Origin of the sequence: Tamaricihabitans halophyticus (genome assembly GCF_004340875.1) — a bacterium.
GTDB lineage: Bacteria > Actinomycetota > Actinomycetes > Mycobacteriales > Pseudonocardiaceae > Tamaricihabitans > Tamaricihabitans halophyticus.
The window spans coordinates 162,144-176,595 of record NZ_SLXQ01000009.1 but is presented as its reverse complement, the minus strand read 5'-3'; the positions used below and the strand labels follow the sequence as shown (position 1 = coordinate 176,595).

Here is a 14,452-nt window from a genome sequence, read left to right as displayed (position 1 = left end):
CCGGCTGTGTTCAGTCGGTGATGGGGCGCCGGCAGACGTAGGTCAGTGCCGGTGGGGCATTTCGCCAGACCGGCGAGGTGATCAGTACCTCTTCGAAGCGCGCCTGCAGGCTGGCGCGGAACTGCTTGGCGCGCGCGGTGGGCAGTGCGTGCAGATAGGCGAACGAGGTGAACACGCCATCCGGCCGGAGTACCTCGGTGATCTGTGTCAGGATCTGGTTCTGCTGTTCAAGCGGGAACAGCGCCCAGGGTAGACCGCTGATGATCACGTCCACCTTGTCCACGCCCTGCTCGGCGAGCAGTTGGCCCAGTTCCGCGGCGTCGCCCTGCACGACCTCCATCCGGTGCTGCGAGCGGCGTAGGTAGGCGGCGAGGCCGGGGTCGCACTCCACGCCGAGGTGCCGTCCGCCAGCCGGCAGCTGCTGCTCGATTGCCGCGCTGGTGGCGCCGGTCCCTGGGCCGAGTTCGACCACCGTTGGCTGGCCACCTCGTGGCAGCACGGCGGCAAGTCGCGCGCAAAGGCCAGCGGAACTGGGCGCGATCGCGCCGACAGTGGTCGGACGGCGTGCGGCTGTGGAGACGAACCGAAGCATGTCCCGGGAGGTGGTCGCCATACGCCCTACGATCTCAGAAACTCACTGAATGCGCCTCAGTTTCGAGGACCATGTCACCGGCCAGTGGTCCAAAATGGCCTCCTACTTGGGGCCGGCTTGATTGGTGATGCCACAATGGACGGCTGGTATGTCTTATCTTTCTGATATGCCGAGTTTTCGCGTTTTTCAACGCCGGATTCACGTTGTCCCCGTGCGGTTCCTCGGGCTTGGTTACACGCTCGGCACCGTGGCGATGGCCTATGGGCCAGGTCCCGCACCGGCCCCCGCGGACTGGGCGGTCGGGTCGGCGGCCGGCCTGCTTGTCCTTGCCGGCGGAACACTGCCACTGCTGGTGACCTGCGCGCAGGCCGGCATCCTCGCGCTGTCCATCCAGCTGCAGCTCAGCGTGGAACCGGCGATGCCGCTCGTGGCGATGTTCGCGCTGCTCGAACTGGCTATGCGGCGCAAGGGGTGGCAGGTGGTCGTTGGCGTGGCCGTGCTGCTCGTTGCCAGGCTCAGCGCGGTTACCCGACTGGCCAGCTCCGGCTCCGAAAAGGACACAAGCGGCAATAACGGCGAAATACTCGAAAATGTGGCGCCGAACCTGCTGTACCTTCTCTTCGCTGGGCTGGTCCCGGTGGTTATCGCGCTGTTGCTCGGGGTGTATTTGCGTTCGATTCGTAAGCTCATGCGGATGTACGACGAGCAGCGCAGGGAAATCGAGCGGCTGCGGGAATCCGAGATGCGAGCGGCGCGGGGCGCCGAACGCACGGCGATCGCCAGGGAGCTGCACGATATTGTCGCCCATCACATCGCCTCGATCGTGCTGCGGGTAGGTGTCGCCCGGCATGTGGGGCGCACCGACCAGGCCATGACCAAGGTGCTCGATGACGTCTACGAAACGGGCAACGCGGCACTTGGCGATCTGCGCGAGCTGGTCGCGGTGCTCAGGGATCCGGCGAGCGTGGATCCAGATCCGGATGCGCCGCTGCTGGAGCCTGGCGATCTGCCGAGCGCGCTACACGCGGTGGTAGGGCGAATCGAGCAGGCAGGGCTGGCGGTGCGCGCATCGATCGATGGTGAGCTGGACCGGCTGGACGCGATGCGCCGGCTCGCCGTACTGCGGGTGGTCCAGGAGGGGCTGACCAACTCCCTCAAACATGCCGACGGGGTGACGCGAGCTGAGCTGGACGTCGGCCTGTTCGACAATGGCGAGGTGCGCATCGAGGTACGCGATGACGGGCTCGGCTCTCGGGTAGGGGGACCGGTGACCGGCGGCCATGGGCTGCTCGGGCTGGCCGAGCGGATCGAGCGGATTGGTGGACACCTGACGGCAGGTCCGACCGGGCACGGGTTCCGCCTGCTCGCGGTGCTGCCCCGGCCGAGCGCGCGGCTCGAGGCACCAACCGGCAGGAGCGCGGCCAGTGAGTCTTAACGTCCTGCTCGTCGATGATCAGCAACTCGTGCGGGCCGGTCTGCGGATGTTGTGTGACTCCGCCCCGGATATCGAGGTGGTCGGCGAGGCGGCGGACGGGATCGAGGCGATCGAGCTCGCCGCCAGCACGACCCCGGACGTCGTGGTGATGGACCTACGGATGCCCAGGTTGGACGGGATCAGCGCGACCAGTCGCATCCGCGCCGACCAGCCGGCGATCCGGGTGCTGGTGCTGACGACCTTCGATGACGACGACCATCTTTACGCCGCGCTGGCAGCCGGCGCCTGCGGCTTCCTCGCCAAGGACGCGGCCCCCGCCGAGCTGTTGGACGCGCTGCACAGGGCCGCGCGGGGTGAGTCACCGTTCTCACCACCGGTGTTACGCCGAGTGGTCGAACGGGCCCTGGGTGCGCGGAAGGCAGCCGCGCCCGGCGAGCTGCCTTCGGTAACCGATCGGGAGCAGGCGGTATGGGAACTGCTCGCCGCCGGGTGGTCCAACGCGGCGATCGGCGCGCACCTGCACATGGGGGTGACCACGGTGAAAACGCACGTGGCGAGCCTGATGACGAAGACCGGCTGCGATAACCGGGTGCGGCTCGCGGTGCTCGCCGTTCGGCATGGGATCGTCGCCGACGACCGATGAAATGATCAATTGATTTTGTTGCCTTGGTTACCCGTACGTTTCAGTTAATTCACTGAACGACTAATGTCGCTTCCGGAATAAGGAGGTGACACGGCGCGTGTGTGGAATCGTCGCCGCTGTCGGAAACATTGACCCGGAAATCTGTCGGAAAATGCTCGCGCGTATTGCGCATCGAGGTCCTGATGATACGGGTGAGCTGGGGATTTCCAATATCTGGCTGGGGCATCAACGTCTATCCATTATGGATGTAGAAGGCGGCCGCCAGCCGCTCGCGGACCAAGCGGAATCCGCGTTTGTCGTTGCTAACGGAGAGATCTATAACCATACCGAGTTGCGTGCTCAATTGTCCGATGTGGAGTTTGGTACGGGCTCGGACACCGAGGCCGCGCTGCATCTGCTGCGGTTGCATGGCCCGGCGGCGCTACCGCGGCTACGCGGGATGTTCGCGCTGGCATTCGCGTTGCCCGACGGTGGTTTTCTCGCCGCGCGGGATCGGCTGGGGGTAAAGCCGCTTTACTGGGCGCGAAGGCCCGATGGCGTGCTGTTCGCGAGCGAGCTGCGCGCGTTCGAGCCCGCCGACCGGCCCGCGGTGCGCAGTTTCCCGCCGGGGATGTACTGGACGCCGGAAACCGGCCTGGTGCGATTCGCCGATGCGGTGCCGGCTTCGCTGCGGGAACCGCCCGCGCGCCCCATCCCGTGGCAGCGGGTCACCCGCCAGGTGCGGGAAACGCTGGTGGCCAGCGTGGAACAGCGCATGATGAGCGAAGCGGGCATCGGCGTTTTCCTCTCCGGCGGGTTGGACTCGGCGATCATCGCGGCCATCGCCGCGCGCTGGATGCGCGCCAACGGCCGCAAGCTGCCGACCTTCGCGGTGGGCAGCGCGGGCAGCTCGGATCTGGTCGCCGCTCGGCTGATCGCGGAGTGGCTGGGTACCGAGCATCACGAGATCGAACTGACCGAGGCCAATGTGCTCGAAGCATTGCCCGAGGCGGTGCGCGTGATCGAGCACTACGACCCCTCACTGGTCCGCAGCTCGGTGCCGAACCTGCTGCTCGCCCGCTACACCGTCGGTCATGTCCACGCGGTGCTCACCGGAGAGGGCGCGGACGAGTTGTTCGCCGGCTACTCCTACCTGCACGAGCCGCCGTTCACCGAACCGACCGCGCTACACGCCGAGCTCGTCCGCTCGGTGAGTGAGTTACATCACTTGAATTTGCAGCGCTGTGACCGCACCACGATGGCCTTCGGTCTTGAGGCGCGAGTGCCGTTCCTGGACCGCGCGGTGGTCGAAACGGCGCTGTCCATCGCGCCAGAGGACAAGCTGGTGCGGCCGGGTGCGCGGGAAAAGCAGCTGCTCAGGGAGGCCTTCGCGGGCTGGCTTCCGGAGGAGATCCTGTGGCGGCCGAAGGAGCAGTTCGGGGACGGTTCCGGCGCGGCCGATGTGCTCAACGCCGCGGCCAAGGAGTTGCTGACCAGGATCCACGAACCGATCGCCAGCTCGCCGGACGTTCGGCTGCGCGATGAGTCCGAGTCGCTGTACTACTCGTTGTGGCGCAAGGAGCTCGCCGGAATCCAGGTGGCGGACACGTTGGGTATGTTCGCGACGACGTAACCCCGACCCGCCTACCGGGTCTACCAGTACGCTTGTACCGTTAGCGTATACGGTCCGAATCGACGCGAGCATCCGCGAGAGGAGCGTCCTGCGAAGATGGCCAAAATCAAGGTCGAGGGCACCGTTGTCGAACTCGACGGCGACGAGATGACCCGCATCATCTGGCAGTTCATCAAAGACAAGTTGATCCACCCGTACCTGGACATCAACCTCGAGTACTACGACCTGGGCATCGAGGAGCGGGACCGCACCGACGACCAGATCACCGTGGACTCGGCGAACGCGATCGCCAAGCACGGTGTTGGCGTGAAGTGCGCGACGATCACCCCGGACGAGGACAGGGTCGAGGAGTTCGGCCTGAAGAAGATGTGGCGGAGCCCGAACGGGACCATCCGGAACATCCTCGGTGGCGTGATCTTCCGCGAGCCGATCGTCATCTCGAACATCCCGCGCTACGTTCCGCACTGGACCAAGCCGATCATCGTCGGCCGGCACGCGCATGGTGACCAGTACAAGGCCACCGACTTCAAGGTCCCCGGCCCAGGCACGCTGACCGTGACCTACACGCCGGAGGACGGTTCGCAGCCGATGGAGATGGAGGTCGCCCGTTACCCGGAGGGTGGCGGCGTCGCACTGTCCATGTACAACTACCGCAAGTCCATTGAGGACTTCGCGCGTGCTTCGCTTTCCTACGGTCTTGACCGCGGCTTCCCGGTGTACATGTCCACCAAGAACACGATCCTCAAGGCCTACGACGGCATGTTCAAGGACGTGTTCCAGGAGATCTACGACGCGGAGTTCAAGGCGGACTTCGAGAAGCAGGGCATCAGCTACGAGCACCGGCTGATCGATGACATGGTTGCCGCCGCGCTGAAGTGGGAAGGCGGCTACGTCTGGGCCTGCAAGAACTACGACGGTGACGTGCAGTCCGACACGGTGGCGCAGGGCTTCGGTTCGCTTGGGCTGATGACCTCGGTGCTGCGTACGCCGGACGGCAAGGTCGAAGCCGAGGCCGCGCACGGCACGGTCACCCGGCACTACCGGCAGCACCAGCAGGGCAAGCCGACCTCGACCAACCCGATCGCGTCCATTTTCGCTTGGACTCGTGGGCTGGACGCGCGTGGCAAGCAGGACAACACGCCAGCGGTGATCCAGTTCGCGCAGGATCTGGAGCAGGTGGTTATCGAGACCGTGGAAAGCGGCAAGATGACCAAGGACCTCGCGCTGCTGATCGGCAAGGACCAGCCGTACCAGACGACCGAGGACTTCCTCGCGACGTTGGACGAGAACCTGCAAAAGAAGATGGCCGGCTGAGTTTTCGGCTTATCGGGGCGCTCGTGGTTTGCCACGGGCGCCCCGATCTGTTTTGGCGGCCAGACTTATTTTGGAGGATCGATGGCTGCTCACCTCCGGTACGAACGGGCTGGTCTGCGAATGCCGAAGGGCATCCGGATCGCGATGTACGGCATGCTGGCGCTCTGTGTGGCGATAACCGTGGCGGTATGGGTCGCCGGTGGCGAGGACACCGTCGACGCGGTCATCGCGACCGTGGTGTTGCTGGTGGTTCCACTCGGTTGCCTTGCGGTGCGCGGGCGGATCACGGTGGACGAGGACGCGCTGGTCCTCGCGGTACGGCCGGTGTTCCGCAAGACGATCCCGCTGCGCGAGGTGGTCGCGGTGCGGGTTGGTGAAGTGCACCCGCTCCGCGATTTTGGCGGTTCCGGCTACCGGGTCCGTGGCGGTGGCCGAATTGGGTTCGTGCATGAAGCGGGTCCGTCGGTCGAGGTGACCACCGAGGCTGGCAAGACCTATACGATCAGTGATCCAGCGGCCGAGCGGCTGGCCGCCGTGCTCAAGGACGGGGCTGGCTTAGGCTGATCGTATCGCCGAGGTTGGCGGCGTGTGGCGGTTCGGCCGGTGGGAGCAGGCTGATGTGCGACGTTCGGTATGTCCGATCCGGGCTACCCGTGCAGCGAAGCAGCCGGGCCGCGCTGTACGGCACCATGGGGCACGGCGTGCTGTTCGGCGGGCTGATCTGGCTGGTGGCGGGGGATCTCAGGTTCGGGCTCATCATGGCCGGCGGGCTGATCGCGTTCGCGCTGATCGCGTTGTTGCTCCGCGGTCGGCTCACGGTGGATGCGGACAGACTGGTTATCGCGGTGCCTCCGGTGTTCCGGAAGGTGATTGCGTTGAGCGAGATCGTTGACGTGCGGCTCGGTGAGATCAACTCGGTGGCCGAGGTCGGTGGTACCGGGTATCGGCGGGTGTACGGTACGGGCGGCGCGAAGCGCGCCTTCGTACACGAGGCGGGGCCCTCGGTCGAGGTCGCCACCCAGTCGGGTAAGACTTACGTGATCAGTGATCCGAACGCGGAGCGGCTTTCCGCGGTGCTCCGGGCCGGTGCTGGTCTGGACTGAGCCGCGATGGCCGTCACCCGGGAAGGCTAGCCCGGCCGGCAGTTGGGGACGGGCGCTTCGCAAGCTCGACAAAATGCGGCAGAATCCTACCGAGTGCGTTGTATCCGTTACCGGGAGCGTGCGAGTTGGCTGGCATACCGAAACGAGCGTTGATCGTTCTTGGCTTGTTGATCGGAGTCGTATTGCTCACCGCGTTCGGAGGTGATCGCTTCGGTGGCGACAGTGAGCAGGCATCCAGCGCGGAATGCCGGTTCACGGTGACGGCGGACATGCTGAATGTGCGTTCCGGGCCCGAGCTCGCCGCGCCGGTGGTGGATCAGCTGCCGGAGGGCGAGGAAGTGGCCGCGAGCGGCGAGACGCAGGGCGGCTTCCGCAAGCTCGACGATGAGCGCTGGGCTTCCGAGGAGTTCCTGGACGCGGTCTCCGGCAGCAACTGCCGCTGATCAGCCGTGCTCGGTCCGCCCCTGGTTTGCCGCGCGGCTGAAATTCGCGATTAGCCCGCTAAACGCGATATCTGCGCTGGTCAAGGTCGATGACCAGCCCGTCGGTGGCGGCGCGAACGTCGCCGGGAAAGTGTTCCTGGGCTTGCCGGATGGCCCTGCCTCGATCGGTACCGGGCCAGAAGTGGGTGAGCAGCAGCCGGTGTGCTCGTGCCCTTGCCGCCCAGATCGCTGCCTGCCGGGCGGTGAGCACCAGCTGCGGGCCATCGGCAGGGTGAGGCTGCTCGTGTGTGGCGTCCATCAGGTACAGATCGGCGTGCGCGCCAAGGATCTCCAGCGCGGGGTCGGGCCCGGTATCACCCGTGTAGGCGACAACGAGCCCGGGCGCGATCAGGCGAATTCCCGCGTTCGGCACATGGTGCGGCAGCGACATGGACTCCAACTCGAACGGGCCGATCCGGCTGTACTGCGGTAGTTCATGGGGCACCCAGTTCGCCGCGCGCGCGGTCGCCGGATCCGCGTGCCGGATCTGCTCGAACGTTCCCGCGGTGCCATAGACGGGCAGCTCCTCGGTGATACCTCGGTAGTGCCGCAGCCGCAGTAAACCGCTGATGTCCGCGCAGTGATCGGGGTGCTCGTGGGTGAGGAAGACCGCGTCCAGGTGACCGTCCGGGCAGCGTTGCAGTAGCCGGCTCAGCGTGCCGTAACCGAGGTCGAGTACCGCGCGGAACCCGTCGTACTCCAACAGGTATCCACTGGTCGCGCCGCCGGCTTCGGGCCAGGCCGCGCCGCTGCCGAGGACGGTGAGTCGCCGCATGGTCTATCAGTGTGCCCCGAATACGTGCGGTATGTGCGGTTCGAGGCTGCGCCGCCAAGATCGTCGGTGCTGCCAAGTACCCTCGGCCACCGTGCTGACCGTGTCTACCGTGAACGTGAATGGCCTGCGTGCCGCCGCCAAGAAGGGTTACCTGGAGTGGCTCGCCGAAACCTCGGCCGATGTGGTGTGCCTGCAGGAGGTTCGGGCCGAGCCCGGACAGCTACCCGCCGAGGTGCGTGAACCCGGTGATTGGCACGCGACCTGGGTGCCCTGCGCGGACAAGGGACGCAATGGCGTGGCGGTGCTGAGCAGGCAGCAGCCCGAGTCGGTGCAGATTGGCTTCAATACGCCGGAGTTCGCGGACTCCGGGCGCTACGTGCAGATTGACCTTGCTGGCTTGACCGTGGCGAGTCTGTACCTGCCGAGTGGCGAGGTTGGTACGGAGCGGCAGGAGGAAAAGGAGCGGTTCATGGCCGCTTTTCTGCCCTATCTCGGTGAACTGCGCGGCAAAGCCGCGGCCGATGGGCGTGAGGTGCTGGTGTGCGGTGACTGGAACATCGCGCACCAGGAGATCGATCTGAAGAACTGGCGCGGCAACCGGAAGAGCGCAGGGTTTCTGCCGGAGGAGCGGGCCTGGCTCGGCAGGGTGTTCGACGAGGCTGGTTATGTCGATGTGCAGCGCAGCCTCGATCCGGAAGGTCCTGGGCCGTACTCCTGGTGGTCCTACCGCGGGAAGGCCTTCGACAACGACACGGGCTGGCGGATCGATCTGGTTTGCGCGACGCAGGGCATCGCGGAGCAGTGCACCTCGGTGGTCGTGGAGCGGGCGGAAAGCTATGACAAGCGCTGGTCCGACCACGCGCCAGTGACGGCGACCTTCGACTGGCCGTGAGATCGCAGCCCGCATCAGCGCAGAGTCGGCACAGGAGGTGGTTGCGTGCACGCGCTGGTAGTGGCGAAGCGGCCCGACCGCAAGATCCCTAAGAAATGCGGTTCAACGGATGTCGGTTGTCGGCCGAAGGGTGCGATTCACCGGGTGTTGGCCGCCAGTTTGACGCCGACGCCGATGAGCACGGCGGCCGTGGTCCGATCGAGCCACGCGCGCACTCGTTGGCGCAGGAACCACCGCTTGGCTTTGCTGGCTGTCCAGATCACCAGCGGGAGCCACGCGAAGGTCGCGGTGATGTGGATGGTGACGAGCAGCATGCCCCACAGGGTTGCTCCGGCTCCGGTCGGCATGAACTGGGGCAGGATGCTGATGTAGAACACGCCAACCTTCGGGTTCAGCAGGTTGGTCACCATGCCGGTGCGAAAGGCGACCATCGGCCGCATCGGGGTGAGGACCGTGAGTTCAGCGTCACCGCTCGCGGGAGCCTGGTTGCGCGGCAGCGACTTCCAGATCGCGATGCCGCCGAGCCAAACCAGGTAGGCGGCGCCGGCGATCCGGACGACGTCGTATGCCGTCCGCGAGGCGACCAGTAGCGCGGTTAGCCCGGCGAGGCTCGCGGTCGCCCACACCGCGCAGCCGAGCCCGATGCCGCCAACGGTGGCCATCCCCGCCCTGCGGCCGCTGAGCAGGGTGTGCCGCAACACCAGGAAGGTGTCGATGCCGGGCGTTATCACGCCGAGTAGCGCGACCAGCGTCCAGGCGAGCAGCGTGCTGCCGGACATTCCACCTCCATCGCGAGCGGCCGACCGTACGGTGTGATGACAGCACACCGTACGGAAACTGTCCCGCGGGCGGTCAGGGCCGCGCGCTCCACGGGCGCAGTTGCCCCACTGCGTGCACTCGCGGTTCCTCGCCGGCGATGGCGGCCAGGCACGCCAGGTACACGCCTTCGCTGATCTCCGCGTTGGTCAACCACCGGCTTCGCCCGTTCATGCGGTGGAAGCCGAGCAGCACCTGATGGCATCCTCGCCGCGCCAGCACCGGCTCTGGTCGGTTCCGTACCGGGTCGGCCGACGCGCTTGCCCACACCTCAACCGTCGGTGCCGCCTCGGTGAGCAACCGCTCGCAGGCGCGTAGTACGGGTTCCCGCCACGGGGTGTGCACCCAGGAGACCAACAACTCGACCGGCCCGCTGAGCGCGTCGGCTACCCGCTCGGCGAACAGTTCCGGCGCCGACCATTCCGCCCGTACCGCGACCACGCCAGGCGACTGCCGTTCGCGTGGCCGCCTACTCGGCAACGCCACCCGCCAACCCTGCTCGGCCAGCCGCTCGGTGCACCCGGCGAGCATGCCCGTACCGCCGATGATCAGGGCTTGCCGCGCCGAACCCATCCAGCTTCCTCGGCCGCGGTGATCAGTGTTTCGGCCAGCTCACCCAGCGGCGCCGACGCGGCGCCAATGCCGGCGGTACGCGTCCGCACGGTATCCGCCGTCACCCCGGGGGTATGCCAGGTGCCGCCCTTGGCCAGCCAGTTCAGCAACAGCGGCTGGAGGCGATCCAACGCCTTGGCAAACCGTGCCTCCGGCGTGCGCTGTGCCTCGAACTCGTCCCACGAGCGCCGCAACCATGTCGCTTGATCGGTTGGCAGCAATGCGAACAGCCGCTCCGCAGCCGCGAGTTCGCGTTCCTGCTGGCTGCCTCGGCTGGCATCGTCATACAGCGGTGTATCGCCGGCATAGATCTCGATCAGGTCGTGCACGACAACGAGTAGCGTGGTGTGGCCGACGTCGATCGGCTCGTCGGCGTACTCGGCGAGCAGCGGCACCATCATGGCGAGGTGCCAGGAATGCTCGGCGTCGTTTTCTCTGCGCGCGGCGGTCGCGAGTGGAGACTGGCGCAGTACCGACTTCAGCTTGTCGACCTCGATCAGGAAGGTCAGCTGCGCGCCCAGCCGGGCGGAGATCTCGGTTGGCAATGGGTTCAGCTCCGCGAGCAGTTGCTCGGCGGGCTCTTCGGGTATCCGTGGGGTGAGTGACACAAAGGGCGATTCTCGCATCAGTCGAGACAACCCCGCCGAGGCACGGCTGGTCGCGTAGGCGCGTGTCGCGGTGTGTAGCGATGTCATGTGGCTATGCTCATACCTCAACCAATGTCGAGGTCAAGTCGGTATCGACGTCGAGTTTGTGGCATTCGGGGCCACTTGACCGGAAAGGGCGGTGCCCATGGCGTTCACCGAAGCGGAATTGACCTACCTGCGCTCGCAACCGTTGGCGAGGCTGGCGACGGTTGCGGCGACAGGGCAGCCGGACGTGGTGCCGGTAGCCGCGGAATTCGACGGCACCTACTTCTGGGTGGGCGGTGGAACCACCGTGGTGCGCACTCGAAAGTTCCGCAATATTGCCGCGGGCAACGAAAAGGTCGCGCTGCTGTTCGACGATATGGTCTCCTTCGACCCGTTCATCGTTCGCGGTCTGCGTATCTACGGCCGTGCCGAGCAGCCGTTCGAGCGGGTGGGGATGGTCGGGCCGGGCACGTATCTGCGGATCACGCCCACCGAATCGTGGAGCTGGAACATGGCAGGGGAGCCAGTGGGTGACGACTGGTATGCGGCGGATTATCGGGCGCACGGCTGACCGCGCCTTCCGGCGGTTCAGACCAGCCGCCGACCCTGCTTGATGCGCTTACGCAGATCGTTGAGGTACGCGTTGTAGGGGTACTGGCGAAGCGGCGTGGGCAGTAGGCGGACAATTACCCGGACGACCGTGGTGAAGGCGTCGAACAGCCGCTGGTCGCGCTCGCGCCATGGCAGGCGCATTTCCTCGCGGAATCGTTGCGGGAGAAAGCCCGTGGTGAGGAACGTGCTCAGCCTGCCGAAGGCCAGCTGCCGGTGGCGGGGCATGAACCGCAGTTTCATCACGTCGATGAGGTACGCGCGGACCGTGTCATCGATATGCACTTCGTCCAATGCGGACTGCCAGTACCGCTCGAACTCGGCCCGGTTGGCCGGCCACATATCGGCGGGCACTTGAAGCGTGGTGCCCAGTTTGGCGCTTTCCTGGTACAGCCGCTCGGTGGTCTCCGGGTCAAGGGGGCCGATGAACGCTCGGTAGGTGTCCTCCACACCGCGGTAAAGACAGGCGGCCACCCACAGCTGGAGCTTCGGGTCGAACGCGTTGTAGCGCACCGGACTGTGCTCGCCGGAGCGCACCTGGGCGTGCGAGGTGTTCACCGCCTTGCGGTAGGCGGTGCGCTCCGCGTCGGTGCCCATGCTCGCGACCGCGAGGTAGGTCAACGTGGTGCGCGTGCGCTTCTTCGGGTGGCGGAACAGCTGGCCGCTTTCCACGGTGCTTTCCACCACGCCGTACCCAACGCCGGGTAGGGCCAGCTGCATGATCACGTTCGCCGTGCCAGCCGCGAGGCTCGCTCCGACTATCGCGCGTTCCAGCTCGCGCCTGGACCCTGCCGGTTTGTCGTTGAGCCGGGCCGGTTTGTCGTTGGGCTGGGCCGGTTTGTCGTTGGATCGGGCCAGCTCGTCATTGGAATCTGTGGCGGTCGACATCCGGGCGCCCCTTCCACGATATCTGCTAACGAGCGTTCGCAGATATGGAACCGCGCGCGACACGGTGATGTCAAGATGGGCGGATGAACAGCTCGGCACCGGCCGACCCGCCATTGCGCGCCTACCACGGCCTCGCGGGTGATCAGCGGCAGGCACGGCGGCGCGCGCAACTACTCGAAGCGGGGCTCGACCTGCTCGCGGCCGAGGGTGGTGAGGCAAATCTGACCGTCCGGGGCGTCTGCAAACGCGCCGGACTGGCCGCCCGGTACTTCTACGAGAGCTTCGCCGACCGGACGGTGCTGGCCAGTGCGGTATACGACGAGGTGGTCACTGACCTCGCGGCCCGGACCCAGCGCGCGGTGGCCGCCGCCCCCGCCGAGGCGCACGCGCGGGTGCGCGCTGGACTGGACGTGTTGATCCGCACGATCGCTGAGGATCCGCGCCGCGGTCAGCTGCTGTTCGCGGTCGCGCCGGGGAGCGCCGTGCTCGCCGCGCGGCGGATCGAATCGGCTGACTGGTTCGCCGCCCTACTGCGCGGGCACGCGCGGGATTTCTATGGGATCGGCGACAGCACGGCGCTCCGGGTGAACGCGCAGTTCCTGGTCGGCGGCCTCGCGCAGACGCTAACCGCCTGGCTGCGCGGCGAACTCGACGTGGACCGTAGCCATCTCGTGGATCGGTGTGCGGAGATCTTCCTCGCGTTCGAGGGGCCTGTCGACTGATCCGGCTGGCCCGAACCAGTTCAGCGCCCGTTGACGAGATCGCGGGAGATGATCAAGCGCTGCATATCCGAGGTGCCTTCCTCGATTTCCTCGAGCTTGGCATCGCGCATCCACTTCTCCGCAAGGAACTCCCGTGAGTAGCCCCAGCCGCCAAGTGTTTGCACCGCCGCCCAGGTCGCGAACATCGCCGTCTCCGAAGCCACCAGTTTGGCCATCGCGGACTCCCTGCTTGCTGGTAGACCGGCGTCGATCCGGCGCGCTGCGCGCCAGGTAAGCAACCTCGCCGACTCGACCCTGGTTGCCATTTCCGCAAGTCGGAAGGCCACAGCCTGGTGCTGGTTGATCGGTTTGCCGAACTGGGTGCGCTGCGCCGCGTAGTCCGCCGCGTACTCGGTCGCCGCCCTGGCAAGGCCGGTCGCCGCGGCCGCCAGGATCGTGCGCGAGCGGTCGAAAGTCTGCATGAGACCAGCGAATCCGGCGCCCTCCGTGCCGAGCATGTCCGTTGTGGACACAGGAACGTCGTCGAGCGTCAGTTCCGCGTTGATCAGCGCGCGCTGGCCCATCTTGCGCCACGGCGCGGAAACGCTGAACCCGGGCGCGTCCTTGTGCACCACGAACGCGGTGACCCCGCGCGAGCGCTTGGCGGGATCGACCGTCGCGAAGATGATGTAGTGCTCGGCGGCGCCCGCGTTGGAAATCCATGCCTTGCGGCCGGAAAGCAGGTAGCCGTCGCCGTTGCTGGTGGCGCGGGTGGTGATCCCGGCGGCATCCGAACCGACGTCCGGTTCGGTCACCGCGAGCGCGGTCATCGGCGGCTTGTTGCTGGTGAGCGGGCGCAGGTAGCGCTCGCGTTGCTCGGCGGTGCCGAGCTCGAGGACCGGATGCGCGAAAAACCCGTTCGCGGTCAGCAGGTTGCCGATCGCCACATCGCCCGCGCAGAGCTCTTCCTGTACCAGGCATTGGGTGAACACATCGGTGAACCCGCCACCACCGTGCTCCTCGGGAAGCATGAACGAGGTGAGCCCGACCTCGGCCGCGCGATGCCAGATATCCCAGCACACCTCGGTATCGGCTTCATCGACGGCGCGGGCGATCGGCCGGATCTGTTCGCTGGCGAAGCTCTGGCACAGCTCGAGGACGCTGTGCTGCTCGGCGGAAAGTTCCACCAGTTCGGTGGGCAAGTTCATGCGGCTGGCCTCTCCTGCTATCCGCGACGGCGCGGACCGGTCCGATTGCCAGCCAACCGTAATAAATAACTGACGCGCCAGTCAATTATCGCTTCCTGGTGCTTCGGATCACATCCGTTGACCTCGACCAAACTCGAG

17 protein-coding genes are annotated in these 14,452 nt (G+C 66.3%); 10 read left to right on the top strand and 7 right to left on the bottom strand.

The features are described 5' to 3' along the window. Nucleotides 1-10: 10 nt before the first annotated feature. Nucleotides 11-613: a class I SAM-dependent methyltransferase gene (locus tag EV191_RS19970; RefSeq protein ID WP_243659075.1), complete on the bottom strand. Its 603-nt coding sequence runs from the start codon at nt 611-613 to the stop codon at nt 11-13. Between the two features lie 145 nt (nt 614-758). Here EV191_RS19970 and EV191_RS19965 point away from each other — a divergent pair, with 145 nt between their 5' ends. From EV191_RS19965 to EV191_RS19935, 7 genes are all read left to right on the top strand, one after another. Next, a complete protein-coding gene (locus EV191_RS19965; RefSeq protein WP_165913019.1) occupies nt 759-2,027 on the top strand; it encodes a sensor histidine kinase in 1,269 nt (422 codons plus the stop codon). Further along, nucleotides 2,017-2,670 carry a response regulator transcription factor gene (locus tag EV191_RS19960; RefSeq protein ID WP_207894591.1) on the top strand — a complete coding sequence of 218 codons (654 nt, stop codon included), beginning with the start codon at nt 2,017-2,019 and terminating at the stop codon, nt 2,668-2,670. Before EV191_RS19965 ends, EV191_RS19960 begins: the two co-directional genes overlap by 11 nt. A gap of 85 nt (nt 2,671-2,755) precedes the next feature. Then, entirely contained in the window at nt 2,756-4,282 is a 1,527-nt protein-coding gene (gene asnB / locus EV191_RS19955) for an asparagine synthase (glutamine-hydrolyzing) (RefSeq protein WP_341539627.1), read from the top strand. A 96-nt stretch (nt 4,283-4,378) separates the two neighbouring features. Beyond that, nucleotides 4,379-5,596, top strand: coding sequence for an NADP-dependent isocitrate dehydrogenase (locus EV191_RS19950; protein WP_132878638.1), 1,218 nt, complete (start codon nt 4,379-4,381; stop codon nt 5,594-5,596). 81 nt (nt 5,597-5,677) lie between these two features. Then, nucleotides 5,678-6,160, top strand: a complete 483-nt coding sequence (locus tag EV191_RS19945) for a hypothetical protein (RefSeq protein WP_132878637.1) — start codon at nt 5,678-5,680, stop codon at nt 6,158-6,160. Nucleotides 6,161-6,213: 53 nt separating this feature from the next. Continuing rightward, nucleotides 6,214-6,699 carry a hypothetical protein gene (locus tag EV191_RS19940; protein WP_132878636.1) on the top strand — a complete coding sequence of 162 codons (486 nt, stop codon included), beginning with the start codon at nt 6,214-6,216 and terminating at the stop codon, nt 6,697-6,699. 125 nt (nt 6,700-6,824) lie between these two features. Further along, nucleotides 6,825-7,142 (top strand): SH3 domain-containing protein, encoded by a 318-nt coding sequence (locus EV191_RS19935; RefSeq protein WP_132878635.1) that lies wholly within the window; start codon nt 6,825-6,827, stop codon nt 7,140-7,142. Between the two features lie 58 nt (nt 7,143-7,200). Here EV191_RS19935 and EV191_RS19930 read toward each other — a convergent pair whose 3' ends face one another. Beyond that, the gene (locus EV191_RS19930; RefSeq protein WP_132878634.1) at nt 7,201-7,956 is read right to left on the bottom strand and encodes an MBL fold metallo-hydrolase; all 756 of its coding nucleotides are present in this window, start codon (nt 7,954-7,956) and stop codon (nt 7,201-7,203) included. Between the two features lie 91 nt (nt 7,957-8,047). Between EV191_RS19930 and EV191_RS19925 the strand changes: the two genes are divergently transcribed. After that, nucleotides 8,048-8,848, top strand: coding sequence for an exodeoxyribonuclease III (locus EV191_RS19925; RefSeq protein WP_132878633.1), 801 nt, complete (start codon nt 8,048-8,050; stop codon nt 8,846-8,848). A 137-nt stretch (nt 8,849-8,985) separates the two neighbouring features. Here the strand turns inward: EV191_RS19925 and EV191_RS19920 are convergent, their stop codons facing one another. The 3 genes from EV191_RS19920 to EV191_RS19910 all read right to left on the bottom strand — a co-directional run bounded on the left by EV191_RS19920 (nt 8,986) and on the right by EV191_RS19910 (nt 10,971). Further along, on the bottom strand, nt 8,986-9,627 hold the full coding sequence (locus EV191_RS19920) for a LysE family translocator (RefSeq protein WP_132878632.1): 642 nt from the start codon (nt 9,625-9,627) through the stop codon (nt 8,986-8,988). Nucleotides 9,628-9,700: 73 nt separating this feature from the next. Further along, nucleotides 9,701-10,237 (bottom strand): Rossmann-fold NAD(P)-binding domain-containing protein, encoded by a 537-nt coding sequence (locus EV191_RS19915; protein ID WP_132878631.1) that lies wholly within the window; start codon nt 10,235-10,237, stop codon nt 9,701-9,703. After that, nucleotides 10,213-10,971: an HD domain-containing protein gene (locus tag EV191_RS19910; RefSeq protein WP_243659073.1), complete on the bottom strand. Its 759-nt coding sequence runs from the start codon at nt 10,969-10,971 to the stop codon at nt 10,213-10,215. Before EV191_RS19910 ends, EV191_RS19915 begins: the two co-directional genes overlap by 25 nt. Before the next feature lie 97 nt (nt 10,972-11,068). On the opposite strand from EV191_RS19910, the gene EV191_RS19905 reads away from it, so the two are divergent. Then, on the top strand, nt 11,069-11,479 hold the full coding sequence (locus tag EV191_RS19905; protein ID WP_132878630.1) for a PPOX class F420-dependent oxidoreductase: 411 nt from the start codon (nt 11,069-11,071) through the stop codon (nt 11,477-11,479). A 17-nt stretch (nt 11,480-11,496) separates the two neighbouring features. On the opposite strand, the gene EV191_RS19900 is transcribed toward EV191_RS19905, so the two are convergent. After that, nucleotides 11,497-12,405: an oxygenase MpaB family protein gene (locus EV191_RS19900; protein ID WP_132878629.1), complete on the bottom strand. Its 909-nt coding sequence runs from the start codon at nt 12,403-12,405 to the stop codon at nt 11,497-11,499. 83 nt (nt 12,406-12,488) lie between these two features. Between EV191_RS19900 and EV191_RS19895 the strand changes: the two genes are divergently transcribed. Further along, nucleotides 12,489-13,127: a TetR/AcrR family transcriptional regulator gene (locus EV191_RS19895; protein ID WP_132878628.1), complete on the top strand. Its 639-nt coding sequence runs from the start codon at nt 12,489-12,491 to the stop codon at nt 13,125-13,127. A gap of 20 nt (nt 13,128-13,147) precedes the next feature. Here EV191_RS19895 and EV191_RS19890 read toward each other — a convergent pair whose 3' ends face one another. Continuing rightward, a complete protein-coding gene (locus EV191_RS19890) occupies nt 13,148-14,314 on the bottom strand; it encodes an acyl-CoA dehydrogenase family protein (protein ID WP_132878627.1) in 1,167 nt (388 codons plus the stop codon). Nucleotides 14,315-14,452: the final 138 nt, after the last annotated feature.

Coding starts and splice junctions, on each gene's coding strand:
- EV191_RS19970 (WP_243659075.1), bottom strand. CDS start 613: ATGGCGACCACCTCCCGGGACATGCTTCGGTTCGTCTCCACAGCCGCA.
- EV191_RS19890 (WP_132878627.1), bottom strand. CDS start 14,314: ATGAACTTGCCCACCGAACTGGTGGAACTTTCCGCCGAGCAGCACAGC.
- EV191_RS19900 (WP_132878629.1), bottom strand. CDS start 12,405: ATGTCGACCGCCACAGATTCCAATGACGAGCTGGCCCGATCCAACGAC.
- EV191_RS19940 (WP_132878636.1), top strand. CDS start 6,214: ATGTGCGACGTTCGGTATGTCCGATCCGGGCTACCCGTGCAGCGAAGC.
- EV191_RS19950 (WP_132878638.1), top strand. CDS start 4,379: ATGGCCAAAATCAAGGTCGAGGGCACCGTTGTCGAACTCGACGGCGAC.
- EV191_RS19910 (WP_243659073.1), bottom strand. CDS start 10,971: ATGACATCGCTACACACCGCGACACGCGCCTACGCGACCAGCCGTGCC.
- EV191_RS19965 (WP_165913019.1), top strand. CDS start 759: ATGCCGAGTTTTCGCGTTTTTCAACGCCGGATTCACGTTGTCCCCGTG.
- EV191_RS19915 (WP_132878631.1), bottom strand. CDS start 10,237: ATGGGTTCGGCGCGGCAAGCCCTGATCATCGGCGGTACGGGCATGCTC.
- EV191_RS19895 (WP_132878628.1), top strand. CDS start 12,489: ATGAACAGCTCGGCACCGGCCGACCCGCCATTGCGCGCCTACCACGGC.
- EV191_RS19930 (WP_132878634.1), bottom strand. CDS start 7,956: ATGCGGCGACTCACCGTCCTCGGCAGCGGCGCGGCCTGGCCCGAAGCC.
- EV191_RS19905 (WP_132878630.1), top strand. CDS start 11,069: ATGGCGTTCACCGAAGCGGAATTGACCTACCTGCGCTCGCAACCGTTG.
- EV191_RS19920 (WP_132878632.1), bottom strand. CDS start 9,627: ATGTCCGGCAGCACGCTGCTCGCCTGGACGCTGGTCGCGCTACTCGGC.
- EV191_RS19945 (WP_132878637.1), top strand. CDS start 5,678: ATGGCTGCTCACCTCCGGTACGAACGGGCTGGTCTGCGAATGCCGAAG.